The following is a 16,019-nucleotide window of genomic DNA, read 5'->3' as shown; positions in this document are numbered from 1 at the left end:
CTGCCGGGGGCGGTGCCGGCGCTGCCCTGCGCCAGCGCCGCGCCCGGCAGGCCCAGGGCCATGCCCGCCATCCATGCAGCCGATGTGGCCATGTTCCTGGAACCGGTGGAGGTGCTCATCGAGGCTTCCTGCAAATGCGAATGCTTCTCACTTCCTTATGTATCGTCCGGTAACCGGTCAATGGGCTTTGGCGTCGCCACGCGCCAATCTTGCAAATGCGACTTTTTTGCAATACCTCCGACGCCGCGCCACGCCAGATCCTGCCGCCGCCAGCAGGGGCGATGGCCCGCTGGTCTTCCCGCAAGATCAAAGAGAAGCTCAAGGAGCACCGCCCGATGCAGCGCCGCAGCCTGGCCGCCGGCCTCTTCCTCGCTCCGCTGGTGGCGCCGCTGCTGCCCGGCCGCGCCGCCCTGGCACAGGGGACGGCCCCCGACCAGCGCGCCGTCCGCCGCTTCTACGCCGATCTCGGCCAGGCCATGTTCGAGGACTCGGTCACTGCGGCCAAGGCGCTGCACCAGGCCGTGACCGACTTCCTGGCCGCCCCCTCCGAGGCCGGCCTCGCCGCCGCCCGCCGCGCCTGGATCGCGGCGCGCGAGCCCTACATGCCGACCGAGGCGCTGCGCTTCGGCAACCCCGAGATGGACGAGCGCGAGGGCCGCGTGAACGCCTGGCCGCTGGATGAGGGGCTGATCGACTATGTCGACGCCCGCTACGGCACCGAATCCGACGAGAACCCGCTCTATGCGGCGAACATCATCGCCTCGCGCAGCCTGAAGTTCGGCGACGAGACCCGCGACCTCTCCACCCTGACCCCCGCGCTGATCGAAGGCCTGCACGAGGCCGCCGGCGTCGAGGCCAATGTCACCATCGGCTACCACGCCATCGAGTTCCTGCTCTGGGGCCAGGACCTGAACGGCACCGGCCCGGGCGCCGGCGACCGGAAATTCACCGACTACACCTCTGGCGACAACGCCGACCGCCGCGGCCAGTACCTGAAGATCGTCTGCGACCTGCTGCTGCGCGACCTGCAGGACATGCTCGACCAGTGGCTGCCCGGCGGCGCTGTCCGCAAGCGCCTGGCCGCCGGCGCCCCGGCCCAGGTGCTGACCGTCATGCTGACCGGCATCGGCAGCCTCTCCTACGGCGAGCTCGCCGGCGAGCGCATGAAGCTCGGCCTGATGCTGCACGACCCGGAGGAGGAGCATGACTGCTTCTCCGACAACACCCATGCCAGCCATCGCGGCAATATCCGCGGCATGGTCGCCGTCTGGCGCGGCGAGTACCGGCGGCTCGACGGCTCCACCATCCGCGGCGCCAGCCTGCGCAACCTGGTCGACCGCACCGACCGCCGCCTGCGCGAGGAAATGGACGCCCGCTTCGCCGCGACCGAAGCCGCCTTCGACGCCATCGTCCAGCGCGCCACGACGAAGGAGGCCTACGACCAGATGCTCGCGGAAGGGAACAAGGAGGGCAACGCCACCCTCCAGGCCGGCATCGACGCCCTGCTGGCCCAGACCCGCACCATCGAGCGCGTCGTCGCCGCCATGAAGCTGCCGGCCATCAGCCTGGAAGGCTCGGACAGCCTGGATGACCCGGGCAAAGTCTTTAAGTAAGAAGGCCAGGGGGAATGAATTCCCCCTGGAACCCCCATCTTTTTTCTGATGAACGGCCGTTTTCAGACCATCGCGGCAGCCGCCGCCACAGCATGGCTGCTCGGTGGGACTCCGGCCGCGGCGCAGGACCTGCGCAACGCCTACCGCATGCCGGACAAGGCGCAGGGCCTGGACTTTCGGCTGGGGGACAGCATCTTCCGCAAGCTCTGGGTCCAGGCGCCCAGCTCGACCAGGTCGTCGGACGGGCTGGGGCCGCTCTACAACGCCCGCTCCTGCGCCTCCTGCCACATCCGCAACGGCCGCGGCCCGATGCCCACCGGTGACGAGCCGCCGCTCTCCCTGCTGTTCCGCACCTCGATCGCCCCGCAAGGCACCAACGGCCCGACGCCCGAGCCCACCTACGGCCTGCAGATCCAGCCCCTCTCCGTCGCCGGCCTGCGCGGCGAGGGCAGGGTGGTCACCACCTGGCAGGAAACCCCCGTCACCCTGGCCGATGGCACCACCGTCACCCTCCGCCGCCCGAGCTACGCATTCACCGATCCGGCCTACGGCGCCCCGCATCCGGGCCTGGAGCTCTCCCCCCGGCAGGCGCCGTCGCTGATCGGCCTGGGCCTGCTGGAACGCGTCCCGGACGACGACATCCTCAAGCCGCGCGACAACCACGACGGCATCCGCGGCCGCCCCAACCGCGTCTGGAGCCCGTCGCGACAGGCAACAGTCCTCGGCCGCTTCGGCTGGAAGGCCTCCGAGCCGACGCTGCCCGACCAGATCGCCGTGGCCTTCGCCAATGACCTTGGCCTGTCGACGCCCTTGCTCCCGGCCGCCTGGGGCGACTGCACCCCGCGCCAGCCGCAATGCCGCGCCGCGCCGCACGGCCTGGCCCCCGGCGAGGCCACCGAGGTCGCGCCCGTCCTCTTCGACCTGGTGCTGGCCTATCTCCGCAACCTCGCCGTGCCGCCCCGCCGCAACGCGGACAGCCCGCAGGTGCGGACGGGAGCGACAGTCTTCGGGGAGATCGGCTGCGCCGCCTGCCACCGCCCCGAGCTCGCGCCCGGTGTTGCCGCCTATACCGACCTGCTGCTGCACGACATGGGCCCGGGCCTGGCCGATGGCCGCGCGGACTGGGCGGCCGGTGGAGGGGACTGGCGCACCGCGCCGCTCTGGGGCCTCGGCCTGGCGGCGGCCGTCGCCGGCGGCCCGGTCGGCTATCTGCATGACGGCCGCGCCCGGTCTCCCCTCGAGGCCATTCTGTGGCATGCTGGCGCCGCGCAACCGGTCCGCGACCGCGTCCTCGGCCTCTCGCCCGCCGATCGCGCGGCGCTTCTCGCCTTCCTGGATTCCCTGTGATGTCCCTTTCGCGCCGCTCTGTTCTGCTTCGCGCGGCCCCGATCGCCGCGGCCCCGATCGTCGCGGTCTTGGCCCCGCTGCCCGCTTGGGCGGCCCCGGACGAGGCCGGCTTCCGCGCGCTCAACCGCGCCGCCGTCGAGCAGGTGCTGCTGCCCGCCTATCGCCGCTTCGCCGCCAGCACCGCCAACCTGGCCGCCCGCCTCGACACCCTGGCCCGCACCCCCGCCGAGAAGGCTTCGCTGACCGCCGCGCGCGAGGGTTTTGCCGAGGCCTTCCTGGCCTGGCAGGCGGTGCAGCACCTGCGCTTCGGCCCCGCCGAGCTGTTCAGCCGGCACGAGCGCATCCAGTTCTGGCCCGACCCGCGCAACGCCATCGGCCGCGACCTCGCCGCCGCCATCGCCGGCCGCGACACCGCGGCGCTTGAGGCCCGCGCCAATTCCCTGGGCCAGGTCACCACCCAGGGCCTGCCCGCGCTGGAGCGGCTGCTCCAGGGCGAGGAGGCGGTGGCGCGGCTGCGCGCCGGCGATGCCGAGGCCGGCTACCGCGCCGCCCTGCTGCGCGCGATCGGCGGCAACCTGGCGACGCTGGCCCAGGACCTGCTGGCCGGCTGGACCGGCGGCGAGCAGCCCTTCGCCCGCGTGCTGACCGAGCCGCGCAGCCCCTATGCCACCCCGCGCGAGGCGACGCTGGAGCTGTTCAAGGCGCTCTATTCCGCCATCGAGGTGGTGGCCGACCGCAAGCTCAGCCGCCCGCTGGGCAGCAGCCCCTCGACCAGCCGGATGCAGTTGCTGGAGGCCTGGCGCAGCAACCTCTCCGGCCAGGCGATCCAGGCCAATCTGGAGGCCGCCCGGGCGCTGTGGACCACCGCCTTCCTGCCGGCGGTCCAGGCCGGCGACGCGGAGCTGGCCGGGCTGCTGACCCGCGCCTTCGACCAGGTGAACGCCACGGCGGCCGCGCTGCCGCTGCCGCTGGAACAGGAGTTCGGCATCCAGGGCCGCCGCGATGCCGCCTTGCTGCTGCAGAAGGAGGCCGCGGCGCTGAAGATCCTGCTCTCCACCCGCCTGCCGCCGGCGCTGGACATCCCGCTGGGCTTCAACGCCCTGGACGGGGACTGAGCCGCCGATGCGCCGCCGCGATCTTGTCCTCAGTGCCCTGCTGGCGGGGATGCCGCTGACGGCCAGGGCGGAATCCGAGGGACTGGTGCTCGGCGCCTGGCGCGATCCGGCGGGCGCCGACCATGCCGGCGGCTTCCTGCCGCGGGATGGCCGCACCCCGCTCGACCTGAAGCTCGCCGCCCGCGCCCACGGCTTCGCCGCCCATCCAACGCGCGCCGAGGTCGTGGTCTTCGGCCGCCGCCCGGGCTGGGAGGCGCTGGTGGCCGACCTCGCCCGCGGCGCCCTGACCCACAGCTTCGCGCCGCCCGAGGGCCGGCATTTCAACGGCCACGGCCTCTTCGCCCCGGATGGCCGGCTGCTCTACGCCACCGAGACCCGCTTCGAGGACGGCGCCGGGCTGATCGGCGTCTATGACGCGGCCGACGGCTTCGCGCATGTGGCCGAGTTCGAGACCGGCGGCCGCGACTCGCATGACATGCGCCTGGCGCCCGACGGCAGCGCGCTCGTCGTCGCCAATGGCGGCATCCTGACCCATCCGGACGCGCCGCGCGCCAACCTCGACCCGGCGGGGATGGATCCCTCCCTGGTGCATCTCGATCCCAGGACCGGCCGGCAGGTCCACGCCGCCCGCTTCGCCCCGGGCATGAACCGTCTTTCCATTCGCCATCTCTCGCCCATTCCCGGCGGCACGGCGGTGGCGATGCAGTATGAGGGCGACGAGACGGCAAGGATGCCGCTGCTGGCGGTCCAGCGCGGGACAGGGGAGCTGCAGCCTCTCGACCTGCCCGAGCATCTCCGCGCCGCCTGCCGCAACTACATCGGCAGCGTCGCCACCGATGCCGGGGGCAAGGTGGTCGCCGCCACCAGCCCGCGCGGCGGCCTGGCCGTCTTCTGGGACCTCGGCGGCGCGCGCGCCCTGGGCGCGGTCCGCATCGACGATGTCTGCGGCGTGGCGCCCTCGGGGCGGCCAGGCGGCTTCATCCTCTCCGGCGGCCAGGGCGCCCTGCTGGAGGTCGATGCCCGCAGGCTCGTCCCGAAGCCTCTGGCCGGGCCGCGTGGCGCCTGGGACAATCATTTGTTGCGGGTGGGTTAAAGAAACGTCAGGGCAGCGCTTGGTTCTTGCTGCCATGCAGCAGGAACCCTGTCCAAACCGGTGTCGCGACCCTAAATCCCGCGGTCATGAGCGAAGACCTGCCGCCCCCCCCTTCCTCCGACATCCTGGCCGATCTCTTTGACGGCTATCGCCGCTTCCGAGAGGAGGTCTGGCCGGAGCGCCGCCGCCTGTTCCAGTCGCTGGCCCGCGACGGCCAGAGCCCCAAGGCCCTGGTCATCGCCTGCTCCGACAGCCGCGTCGATCCGGGCATGGTCTTCAATGCCGCCCCCGGCGAGCTCTTCATCGTCCGCAACGTCGCCAACCTGGTGCCGCCCTACAATCCGGATGGCGACTACCACGGCACCTCCGCCGCGCTGGAATTCGCCGTCTGCGTGCTCGGCGTGCCGCGCATCGTGGTGCTGGGCCATGCCATGTGTGGCGGCGTCCAGGCGCTGCTGCGCGGCTTCCCGGCCGGCGCCCAGGACTTCGTCGAGCCCTGGATGAACGGCATCGCCGCCGAGGCCCGGGCCCGCACCCTGGAATGCGTCGCCGCCGATGCGGAGGAGGCCCAGGCGCAATGCGAGCTGGAGACGGTGAAGCTGTCGCTGCGCAACCTGATGAGCTTCCCCTGGGTCGCCGACCGGGTGCGCGCCGGCACTCTGACGCTGCATGGCGGGTCCTTCGACATCCGCAGCGGCATGCTGTCACATCTGGCTGATGATGGCAGCTTTAAGCCTCTGAGTTGATTGTCACGCCGGAATTCGGACGTATTCCCCCCGCCTGATGAACGGCGGCGAAGCATGAGCATGGCAGGGTGCAACCCTGCCATTCCTCGCGCGTTCGCTGGTCGCCGCCGAAGGGGGAGTGCCTGCCGTGAACCGCCGCGATGCCATGCTCGCAGCCTTGTCGCTGTCTACTGTCTTCCTGGCGGAGGACACCGCGCATTTTTCCGAGGCCCATGCTGCCGGGCCGGACGAGACCCGCTTCGACCCCGGCACGGTGCGGGAGCAGGCCCGCGCCATGGCGCAGCAGGCGTTCAAGGCGCCGCCTGAAAGCCTGCCCGGGCCGCTGGCCGAGCTGACCTACGACCAGTACCGCGACATCCGCTACCGCCCCGCCCAGGCGCTGTGGCGGGCGGAGGGGCTGCCCTTCCAGATGCAGCTGTTCCACCGCGGCTTCCTCTACAAGCCGCGGATCGACATGTTCGAGGTCTCCGGCGGCATGGCGCGGCCGATCCGCTACAACACGGAGATGTTCGACTTCCAGAACATGCCCCGCCCGGCGCAGGAAGACATGGGCTTCGCCGGCTTCCGCCTGCACGGGCCGATCAACCGCAGCGACTACTACGACGAGATCGTCGCCTTCCTCGGCGCCAGCTATTTCCGCGCCGTCGCCCGCGGCCAGATCTACGGGCTTTCCGCGCGTGGCCTTGCGGTGGGAACGGGCGATCCCAAGGGCGAGGAATTCCCCGTCTTCCGCGCCTTCTGGATCGAGCGGCCGCGCGAGGGCGTCAACTACGTCACCGTCCACGCCCTGCTCGACAGCCCCTCCTGCACCGCGGCCTTCCGCTTCGGCATCCGCCCCGGCCGCAGCACCGTCTTCGACGTCGAGGCCACCATCTTCCCGCGCGCCGACATGGCGACGGTGGGCATCGCGCCGCTGACCAGCATGTTCTGGTTCTCGCCGCTGAACCGCAGCGGCCGCGACGACTGGCGTCCGGCGGTGCATGACAGCGACGGGCTGCTGATGTTCACCGGCCGCGGCGAGCGCCTCTGGCGGCCGCTGAACAATCCGCGCGACCTGCAGATGTCCGCCTTCGGCGACGTCAATCCGCGCGGCTTCGGCCTGATGCAGCGCCGCCGCGATTTCGCCAGCTACGAGGATCTCGAGGCCCGCTACGAGAAGCGGCCCAGCCTCTGGATCGAACCGATCGGCGACTGGGGCGAGGGCGCCGTGCAGCTGGTCGAGATCCCGACCACCGGCGAGATCCACGACAACATCGTCGCCTTCTGGCGCCCGAAGGAGCCGCTGCGCGCCAAGGGCGAGTATCGCTACACCTTCCGCCTGCACTGGACCGACGAGGCCCCGGGCAGCCCGGAGATGGGCCGGCTGATGTCGACCCGTTCCGGCGCCTCCTGGACCCAGGGCGGCCGGCTCTTCGTCATCGACGCCCAGGGCGGCGCGCTGGACAACCTGGCGCCCGACGCCAAGCCGGAGCTGATCGTCACCGCCAACCGCGGCGAGATCCGCAACCCGGTCGCCCAGCGCAACCCGGAAAGCGGCGGCTGGCGCCTCAGCTTCGACCTCTTCCCGGGCGACGCGCGCGAGGTCGAGCTCCGCGCCGACCTCAAGCTGGCCGGGGAGGCGGTGGCCGAGACGCTGCTCTATCGTTGGACCGCGTGAGCGCGGCGCGCGCCCCGGTTGCCGCCGAGGCCGAGGGCTGGCACGCGCTGCCGCCCGAGGCGCCGCTGGCCATGCCGGTGCAGTCGCTGCAGGCCAGGCCGGAGAAGCGTCCGGGCGGCCTGCCATCCCGCCCGATGGCCAGCGGGCTCAGGCGCCTGCTGGTCATCGGCGGCGCCATCCTGCTGACGGCCTTCGCGACGCGCGAGATGTGGCTGGTGCTGAACAGCGGCAAGCCGACGCCGCTGCAGGCCTTCGTGCTGCTGCTCTTCGTCGTGCTCTTCGCCTGGATCGCGCTGTCCTTCACCAGCGCCACCGCCGGCTTCTTCCGGCTGATCGCGGGGCCGGACCGGCGCCTCGGCATCGCCCCCGACGGCCCGCCGCCGATGCCCGGCGTCAGGACCGCGCTCCTGATGCCGACCTACAACGAGGATCCGGCGCGCATCATGGCCGGGCTGCAGGCGATCCATGAATCGCTCGCCGCCGCCGGCGCCACCGACCGCTTCGACATCTTCATCCTCAGCGACAGCACCCAGGCCGATGCCTGGATCGCCGAGGAGGCCGCTTATCTCGCGCTGCGCGCCCGGCTGGGCGAGCCGCCGAACCTGTTCTATCGCCGCCGCCCGAAGAACATCGAGCGAAAAGCGGGCAACATCGCCGAATGGGTGCGGCGCTGGGGGGCTGCCTATCCGCAGATGCTCGTCCTCGACGCCGACAGCGTCATGGAGGCCGACACCATCCTGCGCCTGGCCGATGCCATGGAGCGCCACCCGGATGTCGGCCTGATCCAGACCCTGCCGATCATCGCCGGCGGCAACACGCTTTTCGCCCGCATGCAGCAGTTTGCCGGCCGGGTCTACGGGCCCCTGATCGCCGAGGGCATCGCCTGGTGGCACGGCTCGGAGGGCAACTACTGGGGCCACAACGCCATCATCCGCACGGAAGCCTTCGCCAGCGCCGCCGGCCTGCCGGACCTGCCCGGGCGCAAGCCCTTCGGCGGCCACATCATGAGCCACGACTTCGTCGAGGCCGCGCTGCTGCGCCGCGCCGGCTGGGCCGTGCACATGGTCCCCTGGCTGCGCGGCACCTATGAGGAAAGCCCGCCCTCGCTGATGGACCTGGCGATTCGCGACCGGCGCTGGTGCCAGGGCAACCTGCAGCACGCGGCCGTGCTGCCGGCGCGCGGCCTGCACTGGGTCAGCCGCCTGCACCTGCTGACCGGCATCGGCAGCTACATCACTGCGCCGATCTGGCTGGTCTTCCTGGTCGCGGGCGTCCTGCTGGCCATCCAGGCCCGCTTCATCCGGCCGGAATACTTCCCCGCCGGGCCCAGCCTCTTCCCCGCCTGGCCGGTGGTCGACCCGGTCCGCGCCATGTGGGTCTTCATCGGCACCATGGCGCTGCTGCTGGCGCCGAAGCTGATGGCCTGGATCGCCCTGCTGTTCCACGCCCGCGATCGCCGCGGCGCCGGCGGCATGATCCGCGCCTTCCTGTCGATGATCGTCGAGACCCTGGTCGCCGGCCTGCTGGCGCCGGTCACCATGCTGACCCAGTCGGTCGATGTCATCGCCATCCTGATGGGCCGCGATTCCGGCTGGAACGCGCAGAAGCGCGACGATGGCAGCGTGCCCTTCGGCCAGGTGGTGCGGCTCTACTGGAAGCACACCCTGTTCGGCCTGGTCTTCGGCGGCGCCGCCTGGCTGGTCTCGCCCTATCTGGCGCTGTGGATGTCGCCCGTGGTTATCGGCCTGGCGCTGGCCATTCCGCTGGCCGCCTGGACCGCCCGCCGCGGGCTGGGCGTCGGGCTGCGCCGCCTCGGCCTGCTGCTGACCCCGGAAGAGCATGACACCCCGGCCGTCCTGATCCGCGCCCGCGAGATCTATGCCGGGCTTCAGGACATCCCGCCCACCCCGGTGCGCGGGCTGTTCAGCGACGCGGCGCTGCTCGAAGCCCACCGCCGCATGCTGCCGCCGCCACGCCGGCCGCGGCAGGACCCCTTCGACCCGAACCTGCTGGTGGGCCTCGCCCGGCTGGAGGAGGCCGCCACCCTGGACGACGCGCTGCACCAGATGACCCGGCAGGAGCTGGCGGCGGTGCTGGCGGACAGAAGCGGCGTCGAGAGGCTGGAAGCGCTCAGCAGCAAGTAGGCGGCGGGGGTCTGTCCGAGGCAGTGCCTCGGACCCCCCGCACCCCCTTCTACTTCTGCGAATCAGGCGTGGCGCTTAAGCACCGCGACCTCCGCGAACGAAGCCGGCCATAGCAGCAGCCGATAGGAATCCTCGCCGGCCAGGCCGTCCTCGCTGAGCGTGTCCAACCCCCGGCACAGCAGCCGCACCCGCAGCATGCCGGGCGCCACCGGCAGCCGGGCCGCGGTGGGCAGGTAGTCGGTGCCGCCTGCCAGGATCAGCATCCCGCTGCTCTCGACCGACGCCTCCACCGCATGGTCGACGCCGTCCAGCGCCAGGGCGGGCTCCGAGGCGAGCGACTCAACATAAACCGGGACTTGCATGTTGCGCGCGGTGGCGAAGGCCAGCAGCCCGGGCATCGCCACCACCCCGTCGGCGAGGCTGGCATCGTCCCAGGGCACCGCGGGACGTTCCCGCAGCGCCGCGTCCTGCAGCAGGAAGTGGAAATAGTCGGCGAAGATCGGTCCGTCATGCAGCAGAGTCATGCCCGCATGAAAGGCCCAATCAGGGCAGCGGTTCCACCGCGCGGTCCATCAGCATCTCGTCATAATAGGTGCTGCCCAGCTTCAGCCCGCGCTTCTCCAGCCCATATTCCTGGAAGCCGGCCGCCTGGTAGACCCGGATCGCCGCCTTGTTGCTGGCCACCACCGACAGCCGGATCGCCTCGACCCGGCCGCGCGCGGCCAGCACCACCTGCTGCACCAGCGCCGCCGCCAGCCCGCTGCCCCGCGCGTCGGGCCGGACATACATGCCCCACAGCACGCCGCGATGCCGCTGCTTGGCCGGCGCCGGCACCATGAACCCGGCGACCCCGTCCAGCCCGGCGCCGAAGACCGAGCCGCCGATGATCGTGGTCGATTCCAGCCGGCGGGCGAACCAGTCCAGCGGCTTGTCGGCCTCGTCCTCCCAGGCGGCGCCGAAGGCCTCGGGGTGGCATTCCAGCCCCTCCAGCCGCAGCTCGCGATAGGCGGCGGCATCGGCCGGCAGCAGGCGGCGCAGCGCGGGGGCAGGGGGCATGGCTCAGCCCAGCCGGTCGATGGTGGTCTGCGCCATCGCGTCGGTGGTCTTCAGCACCGCGAGATTGGCCTCATAGGCCCGCTGCGCCAGCATCAGGTTGACCTGGTCGGCGACGGGGTTGGCCTGGTCGCGCAGATCGACCACCGGCACCTCGGGCAGCGCGTCGCCCGTCACCACCGCCTGGGTGGCGCCGTAGGCAGCAATGTTCTGGGCGGTCTGCGCCACGCTCTGCTCGGCGCGGCGGGCGCCGCCGAGGGCCGCGAGGCTTGCGCCGGCCAATCCTGAACCAGGAGGAGGGCCGTAGGGGCCGAGGGGGGAAAGGGACATGGTCTCGTCCTAGGCCACAAAAGCTTGCAACTGGTTAAGAACGCGCCGCGGCGTATCGACAAGCCACGCTGCCGGACGCACCTTGCCCGGCGCATTCTGCCAAATCCTGCCACACCTGTCTTGCCTATCCGGCGCGGAGAACGTCCATGCAGAACACCCAAGAAATCTGGCGCCTGGTCGAGGACCACCAGGAAGACCTGATCGGCCTGAGCGACCGCGTCTGGGACATGCCCGAGCTCGCCTATGCCGAGACGCGCTCCGCCGCCGAGCATCGCAAGATGCTGGAAGAGAAGGGCTTCCGCATCACCGACAACGTCGCCGGCATCCCCACCGCGCTGATGGGCGAGGCGGGCGAGGAAGGTCCGGTCATCGCCATCCTGGGCGAATACGACGCGCTGCCGGGCCTCAGCCAGGAAGCCGGCGTCGCCGAGCACCGGCCGCTGCCGGGCGACGGCTCGGGCCATGGCTGCGGCCACAACCTTCTCGGCGCCGGCTCGCTGCTGGCGGCGACGGCGGTGAAGGACTTCCTGGCGAAGAACGGGCTGAAGGGCCGCGTCCGCTACTATGGCTGCCCGGCGGAAGAGGGCGGCGCCGCCAAGGCCTTCATGGTGCGCGACGGCGCCTTCAAGGACGTCGACATCGCCATCTGCTGGCACCCGGCGCCCTTCGCGGCGGTGAACGAGCCGAAGTCGCTGGCCAATTGCCGCATCGACTTTTCCTTCGTCGGCCGTTCCAGCCATGCCGCCGCCGCGCCGCATCTGGGCCGCTCGGCGCTGGATGCGGTCGAGCTGATGAATGTCGGCGTCAACTACATGCGCGAGCACATGCCCTCCGACGCGCGCATCCACTATGCCTATCTGGATGCCGGCGGCATCGCGCCGAACGTGGTGCAGGGCACGGCCAAGGTGCGCTACCTGATCCGCGCCACCGACCTGCCGGGGCTGCAGCAGCTGATCACCCGGGTGCGCAAGATCGCCGACGGCGCCGCGCTGATGACCGAGACCACGGTGACCACCAAGACCGTCTCGGCCGTGTCCAACCTGCTGGGCAACACCCCGCTCGAGCGCAACATGCAGGACCAGCTGGAGCGGCTGGGCCCACCGCCTTTCGACGATGCCGACCGGGCGCTGGCCGCCGAGTTCCAGAAGACGCTGTCGGACGAGGACATCGCCAGCGCCTTCCGCCGCATGGGCGTGCCGGTGCGCCGCGGCGTGCCGCTGGCCGACGAGCTGATCCCGCTGGACGCCAAGGGCGCCGCGATGGTGGGCTCGACCGACGTGGGCGACGTGTCCTGGGTGGTGCCGACGGTGCAGGCGCGCGGCGCGACCTATGCGATCGGCACGCCGGGCCATAGCTGGCAGCTGACCGCCCAGGGCAAGTCGGCGCTGGCGCATAAGGGCATGGTGCATGTGGCCAAGGTGATGGCGGGCGTCGCGGTGGATGCCCTGCAGGACCCGGCCTTGATCGCCAAGGCCAAGGCCGACCTGGCGGCGCGCACCTCGGTGGACCCGTATGTCTGCCCGCTGCCGGAGGACCTGGTGCCCCCGATCAAAATGTCGCCTGCTGTCTGATAGAAAAAAGAAGGGGTCCAGGGGAATTCATTCCCCTGGCCTTTCTTAGATGATCTTCGCTTCAAATGGCGGCAGCAGGTCCGGCGCCTCGAATTCCAGCACCCAGAGGTCCGGGTCCCGCTTCACCTGACGCTCGACATAGGCCTCCGCCTCGGGTTCCGGCACCGGGTCCTTGCCCGTCCCCCGCATCCAGGCGGCGCGGCCTTCGCCGTCGCGCACCTGGGACAGCACCAGGCAGCCCTGCCGCCCGCGCAGCACGCAGAGGATGCCGCCTGAATCCGGGTCGCCCTTGCGCAACACCATGCCGGGGCGGCCGGCCTGGTCGGCCAGCCGCAGTGCCATCTGGGCCCAGAGCCCGGCCTTCACTTTCGCTTCCATCCCCCTAGCCTGACGCCGGCCGGGCGGGATGCAAGCCCCGCCGATAAAATGCGCTTGCGATCGCCGCTGCGGCGCGGCATCCACCCGCTGGCTGGGATCGATGCGGGGGTTTGGACGATGGCGGTTCAGGTGCAGGAACGGGCGAAGATGACCGAGGGTCAGCGCGCCTATGAGACGAAGCGGGCGGCCAAGGCCGGGGTCAGCCTCGACAAGTGGCTGTCGATGAAGGTGCAGGAGCGCGAGCAGCTGGTGGCCAAGGCGGCGGCCGCGACCGCGCCCGCCAAGAAGCCCGGCTTCTTCGCCCGGCTGATGGAGCGCGCCACCAAGCCGATCGGCTGAGCCTATCTGGGCGGGCGATCCTTGCCGGCGGCCCAGCGGCCTTCGGCGATCGCGCGCTCACAACATCCGCCGCAGCGTGTCGTCGCCGCGGTGGATGTGGTGCCAGAGGGCGGCGGCGGCGTGCAGCGCCACCAGCCCGCCCAGGGCCAGCGCCATCCAGCCGTGCAGCGCCGTCAGCTTCGGCGCCAGCGCCTCGTCCGGGCCGATCGGGCTGGGGATGGGCAGAATGCCATAGGCGGTGAGCGGGAAGCCCCAGGCATTGGTGGCCATCAGCCCGACCACCGGCATGGTCAGCAGCAGGGCATAGAGCGCCGCATGGGTGGCCCCGGCGGCGCGGCGGAAATGCGGCGGCAGCGGCGGCGCGATCGGCGGCGGCGGGTGCCAGAGCCGCCAGGCCAGCCGCAGCAAGGTGACCGGCAGGATGGTCAGGCCGACGCTTTCATGCAGGTTGTAGAGGCGCAGCTTGAAGGCCTCGTCCTGTGGCGGGGCCCAACCTAGCCACAGGCCCAGGCAGCCGACCAGGATGAGCGCCAGCACGGTCGCCCAGTGCAGCAGCCGGGCGACGGCGGTATAGCGGGGCGCAGGCGGGGCAGGGGTGCGCATGCGGGGTCCTCCGTGCAGCGATGATACACCGATGATCGCCGCGCATGCGGATTGGAGCGTCGATCCGCGCAAGCGCTGGGTCAGCATCGCGCGACGGCGGCGGAAGGCCCGCGGCGGCGGCGTCGAATGGCGGGCCGAGGCGCCACGCCCGGTGGGCGACCCGGCGGCGCTGACCGCCGGGCTGCTGGCCGAGGGCGTGCCGCTGGCCTTCGGGCTCGACCTGCCGCTGGGCCTGCCGCGCGGCTTCGCGGCCACCCGCCCGGAGGTGGATTTCCCTGCCTTCCTGCGCGGCCTCGTGGCGCGGCCCGATTTCTTCCTGGTCAGCCCGACGCTGGAGACGGTGTCGCCCGAGCGCCCCTTCTACCCGGCGCGCGGCATCAAGGGGATGACGCGGCTGGCGCATGCCACGGCGCTGGGCCTGGCGGATGCGGCGGCGCTCAGCCGGCTCTGCGACCGCGCCACGGCGGAGCGGCCGGCCGGCGCCCCGGTGTTCTGGACGCTGGGGGCCAACCAGACGGGCAAGGGGGCGATCGGCGCCTGGCGCGACTGGCTGGCGCCTGCCCTGGCGAAGGGTGCCCCGCTGGCGCTGTGGCCGTTCCAGGGCGGGCTGCACGCGCTGCTGGCGCCGGGCCGGGCGGTGCTCGCCGAAGTCTATCCGGCGGAGGCGATGCGGCATCTGGGCGTCACGCTGCCGGGCAGCAAGCGGCTGCCGCATGCGCGGCGGGCGGCGGCCGGGGCGCTGGGCGCGGCGATGGCGCGGCTGGCCGTGCGGCCTTCGGCAGCGCTGGCCCAGGCGATGGAAGACGGGTTCGGCCTGGATGCGGCGGGCGAGGACCGTTTCGACAGCCAGCTCGGGCTGCTCTGCCTGGTCGCGGTGCTGGACGGCCTCCGCCCGGACTTCATCCCCGACGACCCCTGGGTGCGGGGCTGGGAAGGCTGGGTGCTGGGCCAGACGGCCCTGCCGGCCGGCTGGCCGACCGAGGCGATGCTGGCGGCCCTGTGAGCCGCCAGCACGCAAACATCAGGTGCGGCCGTAGGTGTCCTCGAAGCGGACGATGTCGTCCTCGCCGAGATAGGAGCCGGACTGCACCTCGATCAGGGTCAGCGGGATCATGCCCGGGTTTTCCATCCGGTGGACGCAGCCCAGCGGCAGGTAGATGGACTCGTTCTCGCGCAGCATGATGCGCTCGGCATCGCGCTCGACGATGGCGGTGCCGGCGACGACGACCCAGTGCTCCGCCCGGTGGAAGTGCTTCTGCAGGGAAAGCTTCTCCCCGGGCTTGACCGAGATCTTCTTCACCTGGAAGCGGTCGCCCTTGATCAGCCCCTCGTAATGGCCCCAGGGACGGTACATGCGGCGGTGCTCGGTGGCCTGCGGGCGGCCGTCGGCCTTGAGCTGCTCCAGCAGCTTCTTCACGTCCTGGGCGCGGTCGCGGTGCATGGCCAGCACGGCGTCGTCGGTGACGACCAGCACGGCATCCTCGAGGCCCACGACGCCGGCCAGGATCCCCTCGCTGCGGACGTAGCAGTTCCTGGCGCCGTAGAGGGCGACCGGGCCCTGGGTGGCGTTGCCGGCAGCGTCCTTGGGCGAGACCTCCCAGAGCGCGGCCCAGGAGCCGACATCGGACCAGCCGAGATCGGCCGGCACCACGGCGGCATGGGCGGTCTTCTCCATCACCGCATAGTCGATGGAGATGTCGGGGGCGGCGGCGAAGGCCTCCGGGTCCAGGCGGATGAAGTCGAGGTCGCGGGTCGCGCCCTCCACCGCGCCGCGGACGGCGGCGAGCAGCTCGGGGGCCAGGCGCTCGAGCTCGGCCAGCAGGGTGGCGGCGGTGGCCACGAACATGCCGGAGTTCCACAGATGCCGGCCCTCGGCCAGGAAGCGGGCGGCGGTGGCGGCGTCGGGCTTCTCGACGAAGCGGGCGATGGCGGCGACGCCCTCCAGCCCGTCCAGCGCCGATCCCGCCTCGATATAGCCGTAGCCGGTCTCGGGGGCAGTGGGCTTCATGCCGAAGGCGACGATGCGTCCG

Annotated in this window: 16 protein-coding genes; 10 read left to right on the top strand and 6 right to left on the bottom strand. The window is 71.7% G+C overall.

Annotation, left to right across the window (positions count from 1 at the left end):
• The first annotated feature begins 335 nt into the window (after positions 1–335).
• The 7 genes from BKE38_RS25075 to mdoH all read left to right on the top strand — a co-directional run bounded on the left by BKE38_RS25075 (position 336) and on the right by mdoH (position 9,715).
• Entirely contained in the window at positions 336–1,613 is a 1,278-nt protein-coding gene (locus BKE38_RS25075; RefSeq protein WP_076959947.1) for an imelysin family protein, read from the top strand.
• Between the two features lie 48 nt (positions 1,614–1,661).
• Positions 1,662–2,960, top strand: coding sequence for a di-heme oxidoreductase family protein (locus tag BKE38_RS25070; RefSeq protein WP_076959945.1), 1,299 nt, complete (start codon positions 1,662–1,664; stop codon positions 2,958–2,960).
• Positions 2,960–4,075: an imelysin family protein gene (locus tag BKE38_RS25065; protein ID WP_076959944.1), complete on the top strand. Its 1,116-nt coding sequence runs from the start codon at positions 2,960–2,962 to the stop codon at positions 4,073–4,075. Before BKE38_RS25070 ends, BKE38_RS25065 begins: the two co-directional genes overlap by 1 nt.
• A gap of 7 nt (positions 4,076–4,082) precedes the next feature.
• Positions 4,083–5,168, top strand: a complete 1,086-nt coding sequence (locus tag BKE38_RS25060; protein WP_076959943.1) for a DUF1513 domain-containing protein — start codon at positions 4,083–4,085, stop codon at positions 5,166–5,168.
• Positions 5,169–5,254: 86 nt separating this feature from the next.
• Positions 5,255–5,914 (top strand): carbonic anhydrase, encoded by a 660-nt coding sequence (locus BKE38_RS25055; RefSeq protein WP_076959942.1) that lies wholly within the window; start codon positions 5,255–5,257, stop codon positions 5,912–5,914.
• Positions 5,915–6,059: 145 nt separating this feature from the next.
• Positions 6,060–7,571 (top strand): OpgD/OpgG family glucan biosynthesis protein, encoded by a 1,512-nt coding sequence (locus BKE38_RS25050; protein ID WP_083747852.1) that lies wholly within the window; start codon positions 6,060–6,062, stop codon positions 7,569–7,571.
• A 71-nt stretch (positions 7,572–7,642) separates the two neighbouring features.
• The gene (mdoH, locus tag BKE38_RS25045) at positions 7,643–9,715 is read left to right on the top strand and encodes a glucans biosynthesis glucosyltransferase MdoH (protein ID WP_242662567.1); all 2,073 of its coding nucleotides are present in this window, start codon (positions 7,643–7,645) and stop codon (positions 9,713–9,715) included.
• 62 nt (positions 9,716–9,777) lie between these two features.
• Here the strand turns inward: mdoH and BKE38_RS25040 are convergent, their stop codons facing one another.
• From BKE38_RS25040 to BKE38_RS25030, 3 genes are read right to left on the bottom strand one after another with little or no spacing between them, the layout of a single operon-like run.
• Positions 9,778–10,239, bottom strand: a complete 462-nt coding sequence (locus BKE38_RS25040) for a hypothetical protein (protein WP_076959939.1) — start codon at positions 10,237–10,239, stop codon at positions 9,778–9,780.
• A gap of 19 nt (positions 10,240–10,258) precedes the next feature.
• Entirely contained in the window at positions 10,259–10,771 is a 513-nt protein-coding gene (locus BKE38_RS25035; RefSeq protein ID WP_076959938.1) for a GNAT family N-acetyltransferase, read from the bottom strand.
• Positions 10,772–10,774: 3 nt separating this feature from the next.
• A complete protein-coding gene (locus BKE38_RS25030) occupies positions 10,775–11,098 on the bottom strand; it encodes a flagellar basal body rod C-terminal domain-containing protein (RefSeq protein ID WP_083747851.1) in 324 nt (107 codons plus the stop codon).
• A 146-nt stretch (positions 11,099–11,244) separates the two neighbouring features.
• Here BKE38_RS25030 and BKE38_RS25025 point away from each other — a divergent pair, with 146 nt between their 5' ends.
• The gene (locus BKE38_RS25025) at positions 11,245–12,669 is read left to right on the top strand and encodes a M20 family metallopeptidase (RefSeq protein ID WP_076959936.1); all 1,425 of its coding nucleotides are present in this window, start codon (positions 11,245–11,247) and stop codon (positions 12,667–12,669) included.
• A gap of 45 nt (positions 12,670–12,714) precedes the next feature.
• Here the strand turns inward: BKE38_RS25025 and BKE38_RS25020 are convergent, their stop codons facing one another.
• Positions 12,715–13,047, bottom strand: coding sequence for a DUF1491 family protein (locus BKE38_RS25020; protein ID WP_076959935.1), 333 nt, complete (start codon positions 13,045–13,047; stop codon positions 12,715–12,717).
• A gap of 147 nt (positions 13,048–13,194) precedes the next feature.
• Here BKE38_RS25020 and BKE38_RS25015 point away from each other — a divergent pair, with 147 nt between their 5' ends.
• The gene (locus BKE38_RS25015) at positions 13,195–13,386 is read left to right on the top strand and encodes a hypothetical protein (RefSeq protein ID WP_106409303.1); all 192 of its coding nucleotides are present in this window, start codon (positions 13,195–13,197) and stop codon (positions 13,384–13,386) included.
• A 57-nt stretch (positions 13,387–13,443) separates the two neighbouring features.
• On the opposite strand, the gene BKE38_RS25010 is transcribed toward BKE38_RS25015, so the two are convergent.
• Positions 13,444–13,989 carry a cytochrome b gene (locus BKE38_RS25010; RefSeq protein ID WP_076959934.1) on the bottom strand — a complete coding sequence of 182 codons (546 nt, stop codon included), beginning with the start codon at positions 13,987–13,989 and terminating at the stop codon, positions 13,444–13,446.
• Between the two features lie 31 nt (positions 13,990–14,020).
• On the opposite strand from BKE38_RS25010, the gene BKE38_RS25005 reads away from it, so the two are divergent.
• Positions 14,021–14,992, top strand: coding sequence for a hypothetical protein (locus tag BKE38_RS25005; RefSeq protein ID WP_083747850.1), 972 nt, complete (start codon positions 14,021–14,023; stop codon positions 14,990–14,992).
• An 18-nt stretch (positions 14,993–15,010) separates the two neighbouring features.
• On the opposite strand, the gene BKE38_RS25000 is transcribed toward BKE38_RS25005, so the two are convergent.
• The coding region (locus tag BKE38_RS25000; protein ID WP_076959932.1) for a mannose-1-phosphate guanylyltransferase/mannose-6-phosphate isomerase at positions 15,011–16,019 on the bottom strand (1,009 nt) is incomplete at its 5' end.

Source organism: Teichococcus deserti, from assembly GCF_001982615.1.
Taxonomy (GTDB): domain Bacteria; phylum Pseudomonadota; class Alphaproteobacteria; order Acetobacterales; family Acetobacteraceae; genus Pseudoroseomonas; species Pseudoroseomonas deserti.
Note: the sequence above shows the minus strand (reverse complement) of the source record. Positions and strands in the feature narration are given on the sequence as shown.

What these genes read in the sequence shown, in the direction of transcription:
- BKE38_RS25035 (WP_076959938.1), bottom strand. Translation starts at nt 10,771, where the DNA reads ATGCCCCCTGCCCCCGCGCTGCGCCGCCTGCTGCCGGCCGATGCCGCC.
- BKE38_RS25055 (WP_076959942.1), top strand. Translation starts at nt 5,255, where the DNA reads ATGAGCGAAGACCTGCCGCCCCCCCCTTCCTCCGACATCCTGGCCGAT.
- BKE38_RS25070 (WP_076959945.1), top strand. Translation starts at nt 1,662, where the DNA reads ATGAACGGCCGTTTTCAGACCATCGCGGCAGCCGCCGCCACAGCATGG.
- BKE38_RS25010 (WP_076959934.1), bottom strand. Translation starts at nt 13,989, where the DNA reads ATGCGCACCCCTGCCCCGCCTGCGCCCCGCTATACCGCCGTCGCCCGG.
- mdoH (WP_242662567.1), top strand. Translation starts at nt 7,643, where the DNA reads ATGCCGGTGCAGTCGCTGCAGGCCAGGCCGGAGAAGCGTCCGGGCGGC.
- BKE38_RS25025 (WP_076959936.1), top strand. Translation starts at nt 11,245, where the DNA reads ATGCAGAACACCCAAGAAATCTGGCGCCTGGTCGAGGACCACCAGGAA.
- BKE38_RS25015 (WP_106409303.1), top strand. Translation starts at nt 13,195, where the DNA reads ATGACCGAGGGTCAGCGCGCCTATGAGACGAAGCGGGCGGCCAAGGCC.
- BKE38_RS25030 (WP_083747851.1), bottom strand. Translation starts at nt 11,098, where the DNA reads ATGTCCCTTTCCCCCCTCGGCCCCTACGGCCCTCCTCCTGGTTCAGGA.
- BKE38_RS25050 (WP_083747852.1), top strand. Translation starts at nt 6,060, where the DNA reads ATGCTCGCAGCCTTGTCGCTGTCTACTGTCTTCCTGGCGGAGGACACC.
- BKE38_RS25060 (WP_076959943.1), top strand. Translation starts at nt 4,083, where the DNA reads ATGCGCCGCCGCGATCTTGTCCTCAGTGCCCTGCTGGCGGGGATGCCG.
- BKE38_RS25040 (WP_076959939.1), bottom strand. Translation starts at nt 10,239, where the DNA reads ATGACTCTGCTGCATGACGGACCGATCTTCGCCGACTATTTCCACTTC.
- BKE38_RS25075 (WP_076959947.1), top strand. Translation starts at nt 336, where the DNA reads ATGCAGCGCCGCAGCCTGGCCGCCGGCCTCTTCCTCGCTCCGCTGGTG.
- BKE38_RS25020 (WP_076959935.1), bottom strand. Translation starts at nt 13,047, where the DNA reads ATGGAAGCGAAAGTGAAGGCCGGGCTCTGGGCCCAGATGGCACTGCGG.
- BKE38_RS25065 (WP_076959944.1), top strand. Translation starts at nt 2,960, where the DNA reads ATGTCCCTTTCGCGCCGCTCTGTTCTGCTTCGCGCGGCCCCGATCGCC.
- BKE38_RS25005 (WP_083747850.1), top strand. Translation starts at nt 14,021, where the DNA reads ATGATCGCCGCGCATGCGGATTGGAGCGTCGATCCGCGCAAGCGCTGG.